Annotated in this window: 14 protein-coding genes; 6 read left to right on the forward strand and 8 right to left on the reverse strand. The window is 71.5% G+C overall.

All coding sequences use genetic code 11. The features are described from left to right. Positions 1-81 precede the first annotated feature (81 nt). The gene (locus D0D28_RS33565; protein ID WP_116115163.1) at positions 82-1098 is read left to right on the forward strand and encodes a FecCD family ABC transporter permease; all 1017 of its coding nucleotides are present in this window, start codon (positions 82-84) and stop codon (positions 1096-1098) included. A gap of 37 nt (positions 1099-1135) precedes the next feature. Here D0D28_RS33565 and D0D28_RS33570 read toward each other — a convergent pair whose 3' ends face one another. Together D0D28_RS33570 and D0D28_RS33575 are read right to left on the reverse strand one after the other, a co-directional pair. Next, the gene (locus tag D0D28_RS33570; RefSeq protein ID WP_205413430.1) at positions 1136-2446 is read right to left on the reverse strand and encodes a salicylate synthase; all 1311 of its coding nucleotides are present in this window, start codon (positions 2444-2446) and stop codon (positions 1136-1138) included. Then, positions 2443-3762 carry a lysine N(6)-hydroxylase/L-ornithine N(5)-oxygenase family protein gene (locus tag D0D28_RS33575; RefSeq protein ID WP_116115167.1) on the reverse strand — a complete coding sequence of 440 codons (1320 nt, stop codon included), beginning with the start codon at positions 3760-3762 and terminating at the stop codon, positions 2443-2445. Before D0D28_RS33575 ends, D0D28_RS33570 begins: the two co-directional genes overlap by 4 nt. Positions 3763-3868: 106 nt before the next feature. Between D0D28_RS33575 and D0D28_RS33580 the strand changes: the two genes are divergently transcribed. Then, a complete protein-coding gene (locus D0D28_RS33580; protein ID WP_116115169.1) occupies positions 3869-4807 on the forward strand; it encodes a methionyl-tRNA formyltransferase in 939 nt (312 codons plus the stop codon). A 748-nt stretch (positions 4808-5555) separates the two neighbouring features. On the opposite strand, the gene ligD is transcribed toward D0D28_RS33580, so the two are convergent. Together ligD and D0D28_RS33590 are read right to left on the reverse strand one after the other, a co-directional pair. Then, on the reverse strand, positions 5556-6551 hold the full coding sequence (gene ligD, locus D0D28_RS33585; RefSeq protein ID WP_116115171.1) for a non-homologous end-joining DNA ligase: 996 nt from the start codon (positions 6549-6551) through the stop codon (positions 5556-5558). Next, entirely contained in the window at positions 6548-7621 is a 1074-nt protein-coding gene (locus D0D28_RS33590; protein ID WP_205413431.1) for an ATP-dependent DNA ligase, read from the reverse strand. The genes ligD and D0D28_RS33590 overlap by 4 nt, the downstream gene beginning before the upstream one ends. Positions 7622-7806: 185 nt before the next feature. Between D0D28_RS33590 and D0D28_RS33595 the strand changes: the two genes are divergently transcribed. Next, the gene (locus D0D28_RS33595; RefSeq protein ID WP_116115173.1) at positions 7807-9060 is read left to right on the forward strand and encodes an RNA polymerase sigma factor; all 1254 of its coding nucleotides are present in this window, start codon (positions 7807-7809) and stop codon (positions 9058-9060) included. A 297-nt stretch (positions 9061-9357) separates the two neighbouring features. Beyond that, a complete protein-coding gene (locus D0D28_RS33600) occupies positions 9358-10299 on the forward strand; it encodes a pyridoxal-phosphate dependent enzyme (RefSeq protein ID WP_116115184.1) in 942 nt (313 codons plus the stop codon). A gap of 45 nt (positions 10300-10344) precedes the next feature. On the opposite strand, the gene D0D28_RS33605 is transcribed toward D0D28_RS33600, so the two are convergent. Genes D0D28_RS33605 through D0D28_RS33620 form a run of 4 tightly spaced genes read right to left on the reverse strand, consistent with a single transcriptional unit; the run spans position 10345 to position 13782 of the window. Continuing rightward, positions 10345-11547 carry an ABC transporter permease gene (locus D0D28_RS33605; RefSeq protein WP_116115175.1) on the reverse strand — a complete coding sequence of 401 codons (1203 nt, stop codon included), beginning with the start codon at positions 11545-11547 and terminating at the stop codon, positions 10345-10347. Further along, a complete protein-coding gene (locus D0D28_RS33610; RefSeq protein WP_116115176.1) occupies positions 11544-12206 on the reverse strand; it encodes an ABC transporter ATP-binding protein in 663 nt (220 codons plus the stop codon). Before D0D28_RS33610 ends, D0D28_RS33605 begins: the two co-directional genes overlap by 4 nt. Continuing rightward, a complete protein-coding gene (locus tag D0D28_RS33615) occupies positions 12203-13282 on the reverse strand; it encodes an efflux RND transporter periplasmic adaptor subunit (RefSeq protein WP_240323455.1) in 1080 nt (359 codons plus the stop codon). Before D0D28_RS33615 ends, D0D28_RS33610 begins: the two co-directional genes overlap by 4 nt. Continuing rightward, positions 13279-13782 carry a hypothetical protein gene (locus D0D28_RS33620; RefSeq protein WP_116115178.1) on the reverse strand — a complete coding sequence of 168 codons (504 nt, stop codon included), beginning with the start codon at positions 13780-13782 and terminating at the stop codon, positions 13279-13281. The genes D0D28_RS33615 and D0D28_RS33620 overlap by 4 nt, the downstream gene beginning before the upstream one ends. 119 nt (positions 13783-13901) lie before the next feature. Here D0D28_RS33620 and D0D28_RS33625 point away from each other — a divergent pair, with 119 nt between their 5' ends. After that, the gene (locus tag D0D28_RS33625) at positions 13902-14558 is read left to right on the forward strand and encodes a response regulator transcription factor (protein ID WP_094003833.1); all 657 of its coding nucleotides are present in this window, start codon (positions 13902-13904) and stop codon (positions 14556-14558) included. Then, positions 14555-15736, forward strand: a complete 1182-nt coding sequence (locus D0D28_RS33630; protein ID WP_116115180.1) for a sensor histidine kinase — start codon at positions 14555-14557, stop codon at positions 15734-15736. The genes D0D28_RS33625 and D0D28_RS33630 overlap by 4 nt, the downstream gene beginning before the upstream one ends. Positions 15737-16109: the final 373 nt, after the last annotated feature.

Consider the following 16109-nt stretch of genomic DNA (forward strand, 5'->3'; position numbering starts at 1 on the left):
CCCACACACCACCCCCCGCACGAGCGGCCCAACCACACCCACACCACCCGCCCACTCGCACCACCACGAGGCGGCCCCCTCATGACCCAGCTCCTCACCAAGGCCCGCACGGCGCCCCATCCCGCCAACCGACGCTCGCTCCTCGTTTGTGTCGCCCTTGCGGTCGCGGTCGTCGTCTTCGGGGTGCTCGCCCTGGGCACCGGGTCGATCGCCGTCGCGCCGCTCGATGTCGTTCGCACCTTGCTCGGCAATGGCAGCCGCATCACGAACTTCGCCGTGCTCGACCTCCGGCTGCCCCGCGTGCTCATCGCGCTCGCCGTCGGGGCCGCGCTCGGCATGAGCGGCGCCGTCTTCCAGAGCCTGTCGCGCAACCCGCTCGGCAGCCCGGACATCATCGGGTTCAACTACGGCGCCACCACCGGCGGCCTGCTGATCATCCTGCTCTTCGGCGGCGGCACCCTGGCCGTCTCCGGCGGCGCCCTCGCCGGCGGGCTGGTCACCGCGCTCGCCGTCTACCTGCTCGCCTGGCAGCGCGGCGTCCGCGGCTCCCGCCTGGTCCTGGTCGGCATCGGCGTCAGCGCGATCCTCCAGGCCGTCAACTTCTACCTGATCGTCAACGCCCAGCTCGCCGACGTCGCCCGCGCGACGGTCTGGCTCACCGGCAGCCTCAACAACCTCGGCTGGACCCAGTTCTGGCCACTGGCGATCGCCCTGGTCGCGCTGATCCCGCTGCTGCTCGCCGGCACGCGACGGCTGGACATGCTCGAAATGGGCGACGACGCCGCGGCCGCGCTCGGCGTCCCGGTCGAACGCAGCCGCGTCTACCTGCTGGTCGTCGGCACGGCGGCCTGCGCGATCGCGACCGCCGCCGCCGGGCCGATCGCCTTCGTCTCCCTCACCGCGCCCCAGCTGGCCAAGCGCCTGACCAGGGCCGCCGGCGCGGGCATCCTCCCGGCCGCGTGGATGGGCGCGTTGCTGGTGCTGGCCGCGGACTTCGTCGCCCAGCGCATCGCCGGCTCGGCGACGCTGCCGGTCGGGGTGGCGACCGCCGCGCTCGGTGGCGCCTACCTCGGCTGGCTACTCTGGCGCCGCCGCTGAAAAAGGCCCCGGGCAACCCCGGGGCCTTTTTCACGAGTCAGGCGCGCACCACGAACGGCGCCACCGAACCCAGCTTCTCGCAGGTTTCCTCGAACTCACGCTCGGGCGTCGAGTCCGCGACGATCCCGGCGCCCGCGCGCAGCCACGCCTGCGCACCCTCCTGGTACACCGCCCGCAGCACCAGCGCCGCGTCCAGGGCGCCGTCGTGGGAAAGCGCTATCACCGCGCCGCTGTACAACCCGCGCGGATCGTCCATCCGGGAGATCGCGTCCAGGGACTCGCGCTTGGGGATGCCGGACGCGGTCACCGCCGGGAAGACCGCCTCCAGCGCGTCCCACGCCGACCGGCCGTCCGCGAGGTCCCCGTTCACCAGCGAAGCCAGGTGCTGCACGCTGCCCCGCTCCTTGATGCCCATGAAGTCGCCGACCCGCACCGACTCCGGCACGCACACCCGCCGCATCTCCTCCTGCGCGGTCCGCACCGACACGGCGTGCTCGAACACCTCCTTGGGGTCCGACTCGAGCTCGGCCCGCGCGGCCGCGTCCGCCGCGCTGCCCCGGCCGAACGCGCGCGTGCCGGCCAGTGGCTGCGTCGTGACCTGACCACTCGCGTCGACCGACACCACGATCTCCGGGCTGAACCCGGCCGCCTCGGCACCGCCCAGCCGCAGCAGGAACGACCGGGCCGGGGTGTTGCCGCGCCGCCCGAGTTCGTAGGTCGCGACCAGGTCGGCCGGGAACGGGATCCGCACGACCCGGGACAGGATCACCTTCTGGTACTGGCCCTGCCGGATCTCCTTGACCGCCTGCGCGACCCGCTCGCGGTAGCTCTCGCCACCGGCCCGGACGTCCACTTCGGCCGGTTGTGGCTGGTCCGCCGCGAACGACGCTTCGAGGATTTCGCGGACCCGCGCCCGCTCGGCGGCGTCCACGCCGCGGATGCCGACCGTGTGCCCGTCGAGCCGCACCTCGGTGCGCGGCACGATCACCCGCACCACCTCGCCCGGTGGGGTCGCGGCGCCCCGCAGTCCCAGCCCCGGCACCAGCCCGGCGAACGAGAAGTGCACGCGGCCGTAGGCGTTCCATCCCGTGACGGGCAGTTCCGCCAGCGCCGACCGCATCGCCTCGCCCGGCGACCCGGTCCACGCACGATCGGTCACCTCGCCGCCGTACGAGATGCGCACTCGCTCGGCGTCGAGTGACACCGTCGCGAGCGCCCCACCCGCGAACGTCCACACGCCGTCCCGCTCGTAGACGACGTAGTCGTCGAACCCGGCACGCGCCAGCCTGGTCACGAGGCTCAGTGGCTCAGCCACCGATCCAAAGGTCTCGAGGTCGTACTCGGTCACGCCCACTCCTCGGCTTTCACACCACTGACCGCGTATTGGGCCGGCCAGTCGAACGACGGTTCCCGCCGGTCGAGGATCGAGCGCAGGATTTCGCCGACCCGCACCGCGGTGTTGGAGAGCAGGGAGGCGGTGATGCCGTGCGAGTGCTCGGTGCCGCCCTGCAGGTACAGCCCGGCCTTGACGTCCGGGGCCACCAGCCGGTAGTCGCGCTCGACGCGCAGACGGCCCTGCTCGTCGCGGCGGCACTTCGCGGCCAGCTCACCGAGCAGTGACGTCGGATCGGCCGGACGGTATCCGGTCGCGTAGACGACGAGGTCCGCGTCCAGCACCGTTTTCTCGCCCGTGGTCAGGGACTCGATCGCCATGCGGACACCGGACTCGGTCTCGTCGACGTCGATCGGGCGGCACGCGTTGAAGATCCGCAGCCGCTGCACGCCCTGCACCTTCTCGCGGTACACGCGGCGGTACAGGTCGTCGATGAGGTCGAGGTCCACGGCCGAGTAGTTCGTGTTGCCGTGGTAGTCCATCAGCCGACGCTTGACGTCCTCCGGCGCGGTGTAGAACGCGTCGACCGCTTCCGGGTCGAAGATCCGGTTCGCGAACGAGCTGTCGTCCGACGGGCTGTAACCGTAGCGGGCGAACACCGAGCACACCTCGGCCCGCGGAAACCTGTCGTGCAGGAAGGCGGTGACCTCGGCAGCGCTCTGCCCGGCGCCGACGACGACGCACCGCTCGGGGTCGGTCACCTTGCCGATCCGGTGCAGCAGCTGGTGGTTGTGCCAGATCCGGTCACTGGTCGTGACGCCCTCGGGGAGGTTCGGCCGCAGCCCGGTGCCGAACACGACGTTGCGGGCGCGGAACACCTGCCCGTCGGTGGTCCGCACGTCGAACAACGTTTCCTCGCCCGGAACCGGCGTGATCCCGGCAACCTCGCGGCCGTAGGAGACGAGGTCGTCCACCTTGGCGGCCGACCACTCCAGGTAGTCGTGGAACTCGATCCGCAGCGGGAAGAGGTTCTTGTGGTTGATGAAGTCGACGAGGCGCCCCTGGCTGTGCAGGTAGGACAGGAAGCTGAACTCGCTGGCCGGGTTGCGCATGGTGACGAGGTCCTTGAGGAACGACACCTGCATGGTGGCGTTGTCCAGCAGCATCCCCCGGTGCCAGCCGAAGCGCGGCTGCCGCTCCAGGAAGTGCGCGGTGACCGCCGCCCCGCCGCCGGCGTTGTGCTCGGTGACGGCGATCGCCAGCGCGAGATTCGAAGGGCCGAAGCCGACCCCGACCAGGTCGTAGACCGGAACTTCCTGCGGTTCTGGCATGCCCGTCCTATCCGTAGATGTACAACCGAGGCAACCCTAACCTAAGTTAGGGGAGGCTTAACTACTACATTCGGGCGTGATGTTGATCCCGGAACGAGGAGGACCGATGCGGGTCGCGATGTTCGGCTACCAGACGTGGGGGCACCGCACGCTGCGTGCACTGCTGGACGCCGGTCACGAGGTGGTGCTCGTCGTGACGCACCCGAAGAGCGACCACGCGTACGAGAAGATCTGGTCCGACTCGGTCGCGGAACTCGCGCGGGAGAACGGTGTTCCGGTGATCGAGCGCAACCGCCCGGACGACGAGGTGGCGGCGCGGCTCAAGGAGGCCGAGCCGGAGATCATTGTGGCGAACAACTGGCGCACCTGGCTGCCGCCGGAGATCTTCAACCTGCCGCCCCGGGGCACCCTCAACGTGCACGATTCGCTGTTGCCCGCCTACGCCGGTTTCTCCCCGCTGATCTGGGCGCTGATCAACGGGGAGAATGAGGTCGGCGTAACCGCGCACATGATGAACGACGAACTGGACGCGGGCGACATCATCCTGCAGCGGGCCGTCGAGGTCGGTCCGCGGGACACGGTCACCGATCTGTTCCACCGCACCGTGGACCTGATCGCCCCGGTGGTGTCGGAGGCACTGGCGAAGCTCGAATCGGGCGACTACGAGCCGGTGCCGCAGGACCGCTCCAAGGCGAGCTTCTTCCACAAGCGATCCATTGAGGACAGCCGCATCGACTGGACCTGGCCGGCCGAAGACATCGACCGCCTGGTCCGCGCCCAGTCCGACCCGTACCCGAACGCCTTCACCACCCACAAGGGACAGACGATCCGGGTGATCAAGGCATCCGTCTCGAAGGGACGGTACGGCGGCACGCCCGGACGCATCTTCATCCCGGAGGGAGAAGGCGTGGTGATCGTCGCCGGCGCCGACGCCCGCTTCGGGAAGAACCACGGCCTGGTGATCGAGCGGGTACGCCTGGAAGACGGCACGGAACTACCGGCCACGCAGCACTTCAAAGCGATGGGCGGATACCTGGGCCGCTGACGGCGCGCCAGCGCCGTCTTTGAACCCAAGGTAGCTGGGTGGTCATCCCGTCGCCTGACACGTGACGATCACCTTGAGCCAGGGCCGCAACCTCCGCTGGGGCGCGAGTTGACATGCCAACCTTGCGGCCCTGGCTCAAGGTGATATGCACAAACCGGAAGGCGACGGGATGACCACCCAGCGACCACCTCGCCAAGGCGAGACGAGGCACCCCTTGGTCATCCCGGAGCCTGCCCGTCCGGCGAGGACATCTTTTGATCTTTGAACCGGCGGCTTGGGCAGGCGGAGAGCCCGCCCTGCGGGCGGAAAGCGCCTCACGGCGCCGAACGGTCACCTTCCGACCACCCCCGCCCCCGATGCCTGATTGTGTTTCAGTCGCCGAGCAGGCGTGTCAAGGCGGGAAAGAGTACCTTGACACGCCTGATCGGCGACCAAAGACCGGCTGTGGATCGGGGGCGGGGGAGGTCTGGTTGGGGTAGTCGGTCCTGCTGCGTTGCCGGGCTGCGGTTCGCAGGGCTGCCGCGCGGTCAGCTAAGTGCCAGGCCACTCGCGTTGCCGGCCGCCGGTAGCGCAGGGCTGCCGCGCGGCCCTGGCGTGTAGTCGGTCCACTTGCGTTGCCGGCCGGCGGTTCGCAGGGCTGCCGCGCGGTCAGCTGAGTGCCGGGCCGCTTGTGGTGCCGGCCGCCGGTTTCCGATGCTGGGGAGGACTGGCGCGTAGTCGGTTGCCTTGCCGGCCGCCAGCTCCCTCCCTAACCCTTCTTCGCCCTGCTTGGGGCTACCCTTGGTGGCTCGTTCGGCTGCTTTGGGTACACCGGCGGCCACGGCGCGTCCATCAGCCCCGCTGCCATGTCGCGCTCCGACATCTCCAGCAGCGCCTCGATGGACTGCGGCCGCGCGCCCATCTCCGCCCACGGGTCGCCCCGGCGTGCGACCAGCTCCGGCACCGTCGACAGCGTCAGCTCAGCCGGCTCCACAGTGGACAGCTCGCCCCAGGAAATCGGCGTCGAGACCTGGCCCCCGGCGCGCGGTCGCACGCACCACGCGCCGAACACCGTCTTGTGCGGCGCGTTCTGGTTGAAGTCCACGAAGACCCGCGCGCCCCGCTCCTCCTTCCACCACTGCGCCGTGATCAGATCCGGGTGCCGCCGCTCCAGTTCACGCGCCAGCGCCACCGCCGCGGCACGGACGGCGTACGAATCCCACCGTGGTTCCAGCGCGACGTAGACGTGCAGACCCCGAGACCCGGTGGTCTTGACGTACGCCGTGATCCCCAGCGAGTCCAGCAGCTCCTTCGTCAGCACCGCCGCCTCGCGGACCTGCTCGAAGCCCACCCCCGGCGACGGGTCCAGGTCGATCCGCAGCTCATCGGCGAAATCCGGCGCCGAAGCGCGGTACGGCCACACGTGGAACCCGATGCAACCCAGGTTCACCGCCCACAGGATGTGCGCCAGATCAGCCGCCACCAGCGCATCGGAAGTCGTGCCGTTGGGGGTCGACACGACCGTCGTCCGCACCCAGGGCGGCGTCGACTTCGGGACGCGCTTCTGGAACCACGACTTGCCGCTCGCCCCGTCCGGGTAGCGCTCCAGCAGCAACGGCCGGTCCCGCAGCGTGTTCATCAGCGGCCCCTCGACCGCCTGGTAGTAGCGCACCAGATCGAGCTTCGTCTCGCCCCGCTCGGTGAAGTAGATCTTGTCCGGCGACGAAATGGTGACCTCGGTGCCCTCGATGGGGACGGCGCTCACGCTCTCACCTCGCTGAACAGGGCGGTCAGCTCCGCCGGCGGCACCTCTTCCAGCTGGTCGTACCGGCACGACCCGGGCGTCCGATCGGGCCGGAACCGCACCAGGCGCGTCGCGTGGCGGAAGCGGCCCGCCTGCAGGTGGTCGTAACGCACCTCGGCGACCAGCTCGATCCGCACCGGCTCCCACGACAGGTCCTTGCCCGCGTTCCACCGGCTCTGCGCGCCCGGCACCCGCCTGCCGTCCATCTCGAACGACGCCCACTCCCGCCACGGGTGGTTCTCCATCGCCCCCTCCCGCAGCGGCGCCAGCTCGTCGACCAGCTCACGGCGCCGCGCAGCGGTGAAGCTGCTGGCCACACCCATGTGCTGCAGGCGCCCGTCGGCGTCGTACAGCCCGAGCAGCAGCGACCCGATCCCGTTGCCGTCCTTGTGCCAGCGGAACCCGGCCACCACGCAGTCCGCGGTGCGCTCGTGCTTGACCTTCCACATCACGCGCTTGTCCTGCTCGTACGGCAGGTCCCCGGGCTTGGCCATCACCCCGTCGAACCCGGCGCCCTCGAACCGGGTGAACCAGTCCTGCGCGACGTCCGGGTCCTGCGTCATCGGGGTCAGGTGCACCCGGGCGAGTGAGTCGTCGAGCACCCCTTCGAGGACGTGCCGGCGACGGCGGAACGCCTCGCCGGTGAGGTCGGCGTGGTCGAGCGCGAGCACGTCGAAAGCCACGAAACTCGCCGGCGTCTCCTCGGCCAGCTTCCGCACGCGGGACGCGGCGGGGTGCAGGCGGAGCTGGAGGTTGTCGAAGTCGAGGCCGTCGCGGGTGACGATGACGATCTCGCCGTCGACCACGCACCGCTGCGGCAACGCGGCCTTGAGCAGGTCGACCAGCTCGGGGAAGTACCTGGTCAGGGGCCGGTCGTTGCGGGAGCCCAGCTCGACCTCGGCACCGTCGCGGAACACGACGCAGCGGAACCCGTCCCACTTCGGCTCGTAGTGCAGCCCGGGTTCGCGGGGCATCTCGTGCACGGCCTTCGCCAGCATCGGCTTGACCGGCGGCATCACGGGCAGGTCCACATCGAGAACTCTAGGCCGGAAAAATTCCTCGCGCGCCGTGTCGAGGGAAGACGGCCCGCTCCGTACCTCCTTCCGGCGGACGGGCGATCAGGAAGGATGACGCGCATGAAGAACTCCGCGACCGGCGAGCTGCTCGGCGCGTTCCGGCAGGTCGAGGTGTGGCCGGTGCTGCCCGGCGGCCAGGGATGACCGAGGACCTGCTCCGCGAGCTGGCGCCGCAGGTGCTGGCGATCCTCATGCGCCGCTACGGCGGGCTCGACACGTGTGAGGACGCGGTGCAGGAGGCGCTGCTCGCGGCGTCGACGCAGTGGGCCGAGGCCGGCGTGCCGGACAACCCGCGCGGGTGGCTGCTGACGGTCGCGACGCGGCGCCTGACCGACTGGATGCGCAGCGACAGCGCGCGGCGTCGCCGGGAGGACGAGGACCTGCTCGCCACCCCGGCGGCGCTGCTGGTCGCGCCGGGCGCCGACGAACGCGGCCCGGGCGACGCGGACGACACGCTCACCCTGCTGTTCCTGTGCTGCCACCCGTCGTTGTCGGCGCCGTCGCGGATCGCGTTGACGCTGCGGGCCGTGGGTGGCCTGACGACGGCCGAGATCGCGAAGGCGTTCTTCGTCCCCGAGGCGACGATGGCCCAGCGGATCAGCCGGGCCAAGCAGAAGGTGAAGGGCGCCCGGTTCGCGCTGCCGCCGGCGGAGGACCGGGACGAGCGGCTCGACGCGGTGCTGCACGTGCTGTACCTGATGTTCAACGAGGGCTACACGGCGACCACCGGACCCGACCTGCAGCGCGACGACCTGGCCACCGAGGCGATCCGCCTGACCCGCCTGGTGCGGCGGCTGTTGCCGTCGGACTGGGAGGTCGCGGGCCTGCTGGCGCTGATGCTGCTGACCCACGCCCGCCGCGCCGCCCGCAGCGTCGGCGGTGAGCTGGTTCCACTGTCCGAACAGGACCGGAGCCGCTGGGACCGCGCCCTGATCGACGAGGGAGTCGCCCTGGTCAGCGAGGCCTTGGCGAAGACCCGGCGGCTCGGCGCGTACCAGCTGCAGGCCGCGATCGCCGCCGTCCACGACGAGGCGCCGAGCGACGAGGAGACGGACTGGCCGCAGATCGTGGCGCTGTACCAGCTGCTGGAGCGGGTGGCCCCGAACCCGATGGTCACCCTGAACAAGGCGGTGGCCGTGGCGATGACGTCGGGCCCGCGAGCCGGGCTGGCACTGCTGGACCCGCTGACCGAGGACGCCCGCCTGACCGAACACCACCGCCTGCACGCGGTCCGCGCCCACCTGCTGGAACGCGCCGGAGAACACGAACAGGCCCGCGAGGAATACCAGCGAGCCGCAAAACGCACCACGAGCCTGCCCGAGCAGCGCTACCTGCAACGCCGCGCAGCGGCCTGCCCTACCCCCGAAGAGCTGGGTGGTCATCCCGTCGCCTGACACCGCAACGATCACTTTGAGCCAGGCCCGCAACCCAGGCCGCCAATCGCCGCCGGACAACGCAACCTTGCGGGCCTGGCTCAAAGTGATACACCCAAACCGGAAGGCGACGGGATGAGCCACCCAGCGACCACCTCGAAAAGGCGAGCCGACAACGATCCCCCGTCATCCCGGAGCCTGCCCGTCCGGCGAGGACATCCCTTGGTCTTTGAAGCCGCGCCGCCTTCGGCAGGCGACGAGCACCTCCAATTTCGACGATCCGTCTAACCCCTAGACACCTCGTATAAGATGGTCCTCATGCTCGATCTCGAAGCCATCCGGAGCGCCGCCAAGCGGATCGACGGTGTCGCTCATCGGACGCCTGTGCTGACCTCCGCCACCCTCGACCAGCGCACCGGCACCACCGCGTTCCTCAAGGCCGAGAACTTCCAGCGCATCGGCGCCTTCAAGTTCCGCGGGGCCTACCACGCGATCTCCCACCTGACACCCGAGCAGCTCAGCAAGGGCGTCGCCGCGTACTCGTCCGGCAACCACGCCCAGGCGGTCGCCCTCGCGGCCAAGCTGGCCGGCGCGAAGGCCGTCATCCTGATGCCCGAGGACACCCCGTCCACCAAGGTGGAGGCCACCCGCGGCTACGGCGCCGAGGTCGTCACCTACGACCGCTACACCGGCGACCGCGTCGCGATCGGCAACCAGCTCGCCTCGGACCGCGGCCTGACCCTCATCCCGCCCTACGAGCACCCGCACGTCATGGCCGGTCAGGGCACCGCCGCGCTGGAACTCCTCGAAGAGACCGGCGAGCTGGACACCCTCATCGCCCCGATCGGCGGCGGCGGGCTGATGGCCGGGAGCGCCACCGCGGCCAAGGGCCTGCACCCGGGCATCCGGGTGATCGGCGTCGAGCCCGAGCAGGCCAACGACACGCAGCTCTCCCTCCGCCAGGGCGAGCGTGTGCGGATCCCGGTCGCCCGCACCATCGCCGACGGGCTGCTCGCCGACGTGCCCGGCGAGCTGACCTTCTCCGTCAACCAGCGCCTGGTCGACGACATCGTCCTGGTCAGCGACGACGAGATCCGCGAGGCGATGCGGTTCGCGTTCGAGCGGCTCAAGATCGTCCTCGAACCGAGCGGCGCGACCTCCCTCGCCGGGCTGCTCAAGGGCGGCTTCACCGGCCGGGTCGGTGTCATCCTCTCCGGCGGCAACATCGGCGTCGACCGCTTCCGCGAGCTGCTCGGCTGACGGCGAGGCGGGTGCCGCCCCCGGCGAACGGCACCCGCCTCGGCGTCACGGCGTCGCCAGCGCCTCCGTCGGCGACAAGCGGGACGCCCGGATCGCCGGGTACAGTCCGGCGATCCCGCCGATCACGAGCGTCGCGCCGGCCCCGCCGGCCACCGCCCACAGCGGCACCACCACCGGCCACGACTGGTAGAGCGCGTAGCCGACCGTCACCACGCTCCCCAGCACCGCCCCGCCGAGCCCACCGAGCGCGGACAGCAGCAGCGACTCGGCCAGGAACTGGGTCCGGATCTGCCCGCGCGTCGCGCCGAGCGAGCGCCGCAGGCCGATCTCCGCGCGCCGTTCCAGCACCGAGATCACCATCGTGTTCGCCACCCCGACCCCGCCGACGAGCAGCGCCACCGCGCCCAGCCCGAGCAGCAGCCCGGTGAACGCCTCACCCGCCGCCTGCTGCGCGGCCAGGGCGTCCGAGGGCCGGGACACCTCGACCTCGTTCGGCGCCGCCGGGTTCGCGGTCGCCCCCAGCACCGACTGCACCGCCGGGACCTGCGCGTCCTGCGAGCGCGTGTAGATCGTGGTGGGCAGCCCGTCGAACCGCAGCTCGCTCGCCGCCACCTCCCAGCCGACCAGCGCGGCCGAGTCCAGCTCGGGCGCCAGCGCCGCCGGTTCGAGGATCCCGACCACGGTGAACCAGCGCCCGCCGACCAGCACCTGGACGTCCGGCCCGGCACGCGAGATGCCCAGCCGCTCGGCCGCGGACGAACCGAGCACGACCGCCGGATAGCCGCTCGTGGCTTCGTTGAGCCAGGTTCCGCTGCGCGTCCGCGCACCGGTCGTCGCCGGGAGGTCCAGCCGGGCCGCGTAGGCGGCGAGCCCGTTGGTCTGCGCCTCGGGGATCTTGTCCGTGCGGTAGACCTTCGCGTCGGCCAGCCGGGCGATCGCCGACACCGACTCCACCGGCCCGATCCGCGCGACCATCGCCTCCGCCGTCTCCGGCAGCTGCGCCGCCTCACCGGTCAGGGTGGTGCCCGGCGACACGGTGAGCAGGTTGGTGCCCAGCGCCGCCAGCGTCCGGTCCAGCTCGGCCCGCGACGACGACGAGATCCCCACCACCGCGACCATCGCGGCGATGCCGATCGCGATCCCCAGCGCGGACAGGAACGCGCGCGTCGGACGGGTCCGCAGACCGACCGCGCCGACCTTGACCACGTCCCGCGGCCACATCCGGGCCGGGGACAACGCGGCGGTCATCGCGTCACCTCCTCGACGACCCGGCCGTCCCGCATCCGCACCTGCCGCGGCAGCGACGCCGCGATGTCCCGGTCGTGCGTGATGATCACGACCGTGGTGCCGGATTCGTTCAGCTCCCGCATCAGCGTCATCACCCCGGCGCCGGACGCCGAGTCGAGCGCGCCGGTGGGCTCGTCGGCCAGCAGCAGCGGCGGGTCGCCCGCGACGGCCCGCGCGATCGCGACCCGCTGGCGTTCCCCGCCGGACAGCTCGTGCGGCTCGTGGTCCATCCGGTGCCCGAGCCCGACCCGTTCCAGCGCGGCCGCCGCCCGGCGCCGCCGCTCCCCCGCGCGCAGTCCGGTGTAGAGCAGGCCGTCGGCGACGTTGTCCAGCGCCGGGGTGCCGGCCGCGAGGTGGAACTGCTGGAACACGAACCCGATCCGGCGCGCCCGCAACGCGGAGAGCTTGGCGTCGGACAGGGTCGCCACGTCGTGGCCGTCGATGTGCACGCTCCCCGAGGTGGGCCGGTCGAGCGTGCCGAGCACGTTGAGCATCGTCGACTTGCCCGACCCGGACGGCCCCACGATCGCGACCAGTTCTCCCGGCTCGACCCGCAGCGACACCCCGGCCAGCGCGACCACGCCGGAGTAGCGCTTGGTCACGTCGGTCAGCGAGATCATTTCGGCATCCCCACGACCATGCCCTCGGCGAGCCCGTCGCCGCTGACCTCGACCTTGCCCTCGGCGAACAACCCGGTCTTCACCGGCACGTACCGCGTAGTGGTGCCCTCGACCACCTCGACGCCGAACCCGCCCTCGGACAACGCGACGAGCGCGGCGACCGGCACGGCGAGCACGTTCTCGCGCTTCTCGGCGGTGAAGGTGACGTCGACGGACGCGAGCGCGTAGCCCGCCACGGCCTGCTGGTCGTCGAACGCGATTTCGACCTCGACCTTGGTCTGCGCCTCCTGGCCCTGCCCGCCGGCCGGTTCGATCACGGTGGCGACGTCGGTGATCTTCCCGGCCACCTTCCGGTCGTCGGGCAGCGTGACCTGCACGGCGGCGCCCTCCTGGGCCAGCCGCTGGTCCGACGGGTCCAGCTCGACGGTCACCGCCTTCGCGGTGCCCGTGTAGGACAGCACCTTCTGCCCCGGCGCGGCCGGCTGGCCCACGCTCGCGTCCACGGTGTCGACCCGGATCTCGCCGGGGGTGAAGACGACCCGGCCCAGCTCGACCACACCGGTCTCGTCGAGGCCGAGGTCCTCCTGCCACTCCCGGACGGCGTCCGCGGTGGCCGAGCTGTACTCGTCGTCGATCGTGAAACCGGTGTAGCCCAGCGCGCTGAGGTTCTCCTCCAGCTGCCGCACGTCGGCGCCCTCGGTGCCCTCGGCCAGCGCGCGGTAGGCGGGCATCACGCCGTACATCAACGTCACCGGCTTGTCGTCGACGCGGAAGACCGGCTGGCCGCGGCCGATCACGGACCCGCTGTCCGGAACCGCGGTGACCGTGCCCGGCAACCGGTTCGCCACCGTCGCGGAGGCGCCGTAGCCGAGTTCACCGTCCTCGGTCTGGGTGTCGTCGAGCGTCTGCCGCTGGACCTTCGCCGTGCTCGGCGGCAGGTCCACCGCGGCCGGGGCGGCGCCGTCGTCGCCACGCGCGACGACCGCCCACGCCCCGCCCGCGACGGCCACGAAGAGCACGAACACCACGGCGTAGACCCGGGCCCGGCCGCGCCGGCGCGGTTCCACCACGGTCATCCGCGGGCCCCCGCGAGCACTTCCTGGCACTTCTGCGACGCCTGCTCGAAGTCCGGATCGGAGGCCGAGCTGCCCTCGATGCGGATGCCCTTCTGCCCGGGCTCCGGGTCGGGGAAGGCCTCGACGCCGTTCTCCCGCATGCAGACGGCGAAGTCGCGGGCCGCCTGTTCCATCTTCGGGTCGGACTTGGCGGCCCCGTTCTCCTGCGGGTTGTACTGGCGGCACGCCTCCTGGGCCTTGTCGACCGTCTCCTTCGGGATCGAACCGTCGACCTTCATGGTGATCCGGCCGTCCACCGGGTCGTCCATGGGCACGCCGTTCTCGCGCATGCACTGGGCGAACTTGAGCCCCATGTCCGCTCCGCCCGCGCTCGGCGCGCCGGCGGTCGTGGTCGTGGCACCGCCGGCCGAGGCCACGCCGTCCCCGCCGCCGTCGCCGGAACCGCACCCGGCGAGTGCCAGTGCGAGGGCCACGGGAAACGCGGCCAGGATCTTGCGCATCGGGATCTCCTTCGAAATGTCGGGACCGAACGGGTGGAGATCAAACGGGGCGGCGCATTTCCCGGGCGTTTCCGAGATCGCTAACGGCGAGGAAACACCGCGCCCGTCAGGCTGGTGACGTGCGGGTTCTGGTGGTGGAGGACGAGCCGATGCTCGCCGAGGCGATCGCGGAGTGGCTGCGGGAGGACGCGCACGCGGTGGACGTGGCCCACGACGGCGGGGGCGCGCTGGACCGGCTGGCGGTCAACGACTACGACGTCGTGGTCCTGGACCGGGACCTGCCCGGCGTGCACGGCGACGACGTGTGCCGCGAGCTGGTGTCCTCGTCCTCACCGACGCGCGTGCTGATGCTGACCGCCGCCGCGGAGGTCACCGACCGCGTCGCCGGGCTGACCATCGGCGCCGACGACTACCTCACCAAGCCGTTCGCGTTCCCGGAACTGGCCGCGCGCATCCTGTCGCTCGGCCGCCGCGCGCGCCCGGCCGCGCCGCCGGTCCTCAGCCGCGCCGGGATCACGCTCGACCCGGCGCGCCACGAGGTCTTCCGCGACGGCCGGTACGTCCCGCTGTCCAAAAAGGAGTTCGCCGTGCTGGCCGAGCTGCTGCGGGCCGACGGCGCGACCGTGTCGGCCGAGTTCCTGCTGGAGAAGGCGTGGGACGAGAACGCCGACCCGTTCACCGGCGCGGTCCGGCTCACGATCCTCAAGCTGCGCCGCAAGCTCGGCGACCCGCCGGTGGTCGAGACGGTGACCGGCGTGGGGTACCGGATCCCGTGAGGCGGCCCCGGCGGATCACCCTGCGGGCGCGGCTCACGCTCATCTACGGCGGGCTGTTCCTGGCCGGCGGTGTGGTGCTGCTCGGCGTCACCTACGCGTTGTTCAACTCCCAGGTCGGGCGCGGCACGATCAAGCTGCTCACCCGCACCAGCCCGGCGCCCGGGACGGACCCGGTGATCACCGCGCACGACCTGGGCGACCTGCTCATCGACTCCGAAGCCGAGCGCGTCGCGCGTGAGCAGGCCGCGTTGCTGAAGGAAGCGGCGGCGCACTCGCTGCTCGTGCAGGGCACGATCGCGTTGGTCGTGGTGGGTGCGCTGGCGATCGGCTTCGGCTGGCTGGTCGCCGGCCGGGTGCTGGCGCCGCTGCACGGCGTCACCGGCTCGGCCCGCCGCATCGCCGCCTCCGCCGACCCGTGCCAGCACCGGCGGATCACGCTGCGCGGGCCGGACGACGAGGTGAAGGACCTGGCGGAGGCGTTCAACACGATGGTCGAGCGACTGGACCGGTCGTTCGACGGCCAGCGGCGGTTCGTCGCGAACGCCTCGCACGAGCTGCGCACGCCGCTGACGCTGAACCGGTCGCTGGTCGAGGTCGCGATGCACCGCCGGAGCGCCTCGCCGGACGTCAAGGAGCTGGGCGAGAAGCTGCTGCAGATCAACTCGCGGCACGAGCGGCTGATCAGCGGGCTGCTGGTGCTGGCGAAGTCGGAACACGTCGCCGAACGGTTCCCGCTCGACCTCGCCAACGTGGTCACGCACGTCGTCGAGCAGACCGCCGGCCAGGCGACGGCGGCGAACGTGACGGTCCTCGACGCGCCGGGGGAAGCCCCCACCCTGGGCGACGCGCTGCTGCTCGAACGGCTGGTGCACAACCTCGTGGAGAACGGCATCCGGCACAACGAGCCGGGCGGCTGGGTCCGGATCAGCACCCGCACCCGCGGCGACGAGGCCGAGATCGAGGTGAGCAACACGGGGCCCGTGGTGGCCGCGGAGGAGATCCCGGCGCTGTTCGAGCCGTTCCGCCGCCGCGCCGCACCGCGCCTGGACTCGGCGAAGGGCGCCGGTCTCGGGCTGTCGATCGTGCGCTCGGTGGCCGGCGCCCACGACGGAGCGGTGACGGCGCGCCCCCGCGAGGGCGGCGGACTCGTGGTCACGGTGCGCTTGCCGGCTCGATGAACGCGGTCACCGCGCGCGCACCGGCGCCGGGCTGGCTCGTCCGGGACGAAGTGTCCGGCATCGGAGATGACGACGCCGGTCGCGTTGTCCGCCCAGGGGCTGATGGACGCGGCCGTGTCGGGGATCGAGCCGTGGGAGCTGGAGATTCCCAGGACCGGCACGGTCAAGTGCCGTCGCCCGGGCGAGCCAGGAGCAGCTCCGGGCGATCGTCAGCATCAGCGCAGGCGTTGCACGCCCGGAGCTAGTTGTATCCGGTCAGGACGTTGGTAGCGGCGTGTCTGGCTGAGTAAAGGAGAACCTCCGGTTGGGATGTGGCTTGTCTAAGGCCCACTCCGATCCGGAGGTTCTCGTGTTCCACGGTAGTGCCCGGCTG

The organism is Amycolatopsis ruanii (assembly GCF_003385175.1).
In the GTDB taxonomy this organism is placed as follows: domain Bacteria; phylum Actinomycetota; class Actinomycetes; order Mycobacteriales; family Pseudonocardiaceae; genus Amycolatopsis_E; species Amycolatopsis_E thermalba.

What these genes read in the sequence shown, in the direction of transcription:
- D0D28_RS33565 (WP_116115163.1), top strand. Translation starts at nt 82, where the DNA reads ATGACCCAGCTCCTCACCAAGGCCCGCACGGCGCCCCATCCCGCCAAC.
- D0D28_RS33575 (WP_116115167.1), bottom strand. Translation starts at nt 3,762, where the DNA reads ATGCCAGAACCGCAGGAAGTTCCGGTCTACGACCTGGTCGGGGTCGGC.
- D0D28_RS33580 (WP_116115169.1), top strand. Translation starts at nt 3,869, where the DNA reads ATGCGGGTCGCGATGTTCGGCTACCAGACGTGGGGGCACCGCACGCTG.
- D0D28_RS33595 (WP_116115173.1), top strand. Translation starts at nt 7,807, where the DNA reads ATGACCGAGGACCTGCTCCGCGAGCTGGCGCCGCAGGTGCTGGCGATC.
- D0D28_RS33600 (WP_116115184.1), top strand. Translation starts at nt 9,358, where the DNA reads ATGCTCGATCTCGAAGCCATCCGGAGCGCCGCCAAGCGGATCGACGGT.
- D0D28_RS33605 (WP_116115175.1), bottom strand. Translation starts at nt 11,547, where the DNA reads ATGACCGCCGCGTTGTCCCCGGCCCGGATGTGGCCGCGGGACGTGGTC.
- D0D28_RS33610 (WP_116115176.1), bottom strand. Translation starts at nt 12,206, where the DNA reads ATGATCTCGCTGACCGACGTGACCAAGCGCTACTCCGGCGTGGTCGCG.
- D0D28_RS33615 (WP_240323455.1), bottom strand. Translation starts at nt 13,282, where the DNA reads ATGACCGTGGTGGAACCGCGCCGGCGCGGCCGGGCCCGGGTCTACGCC.
- D0D28_RS33620 (WP_116115178.1), bottom strand. Translation starts at nt 13,782, where the DNA reads ATGCGCAAGATCCTGGCCGCGTTTCCCGTGGCCCTCGCACTGGCACTC.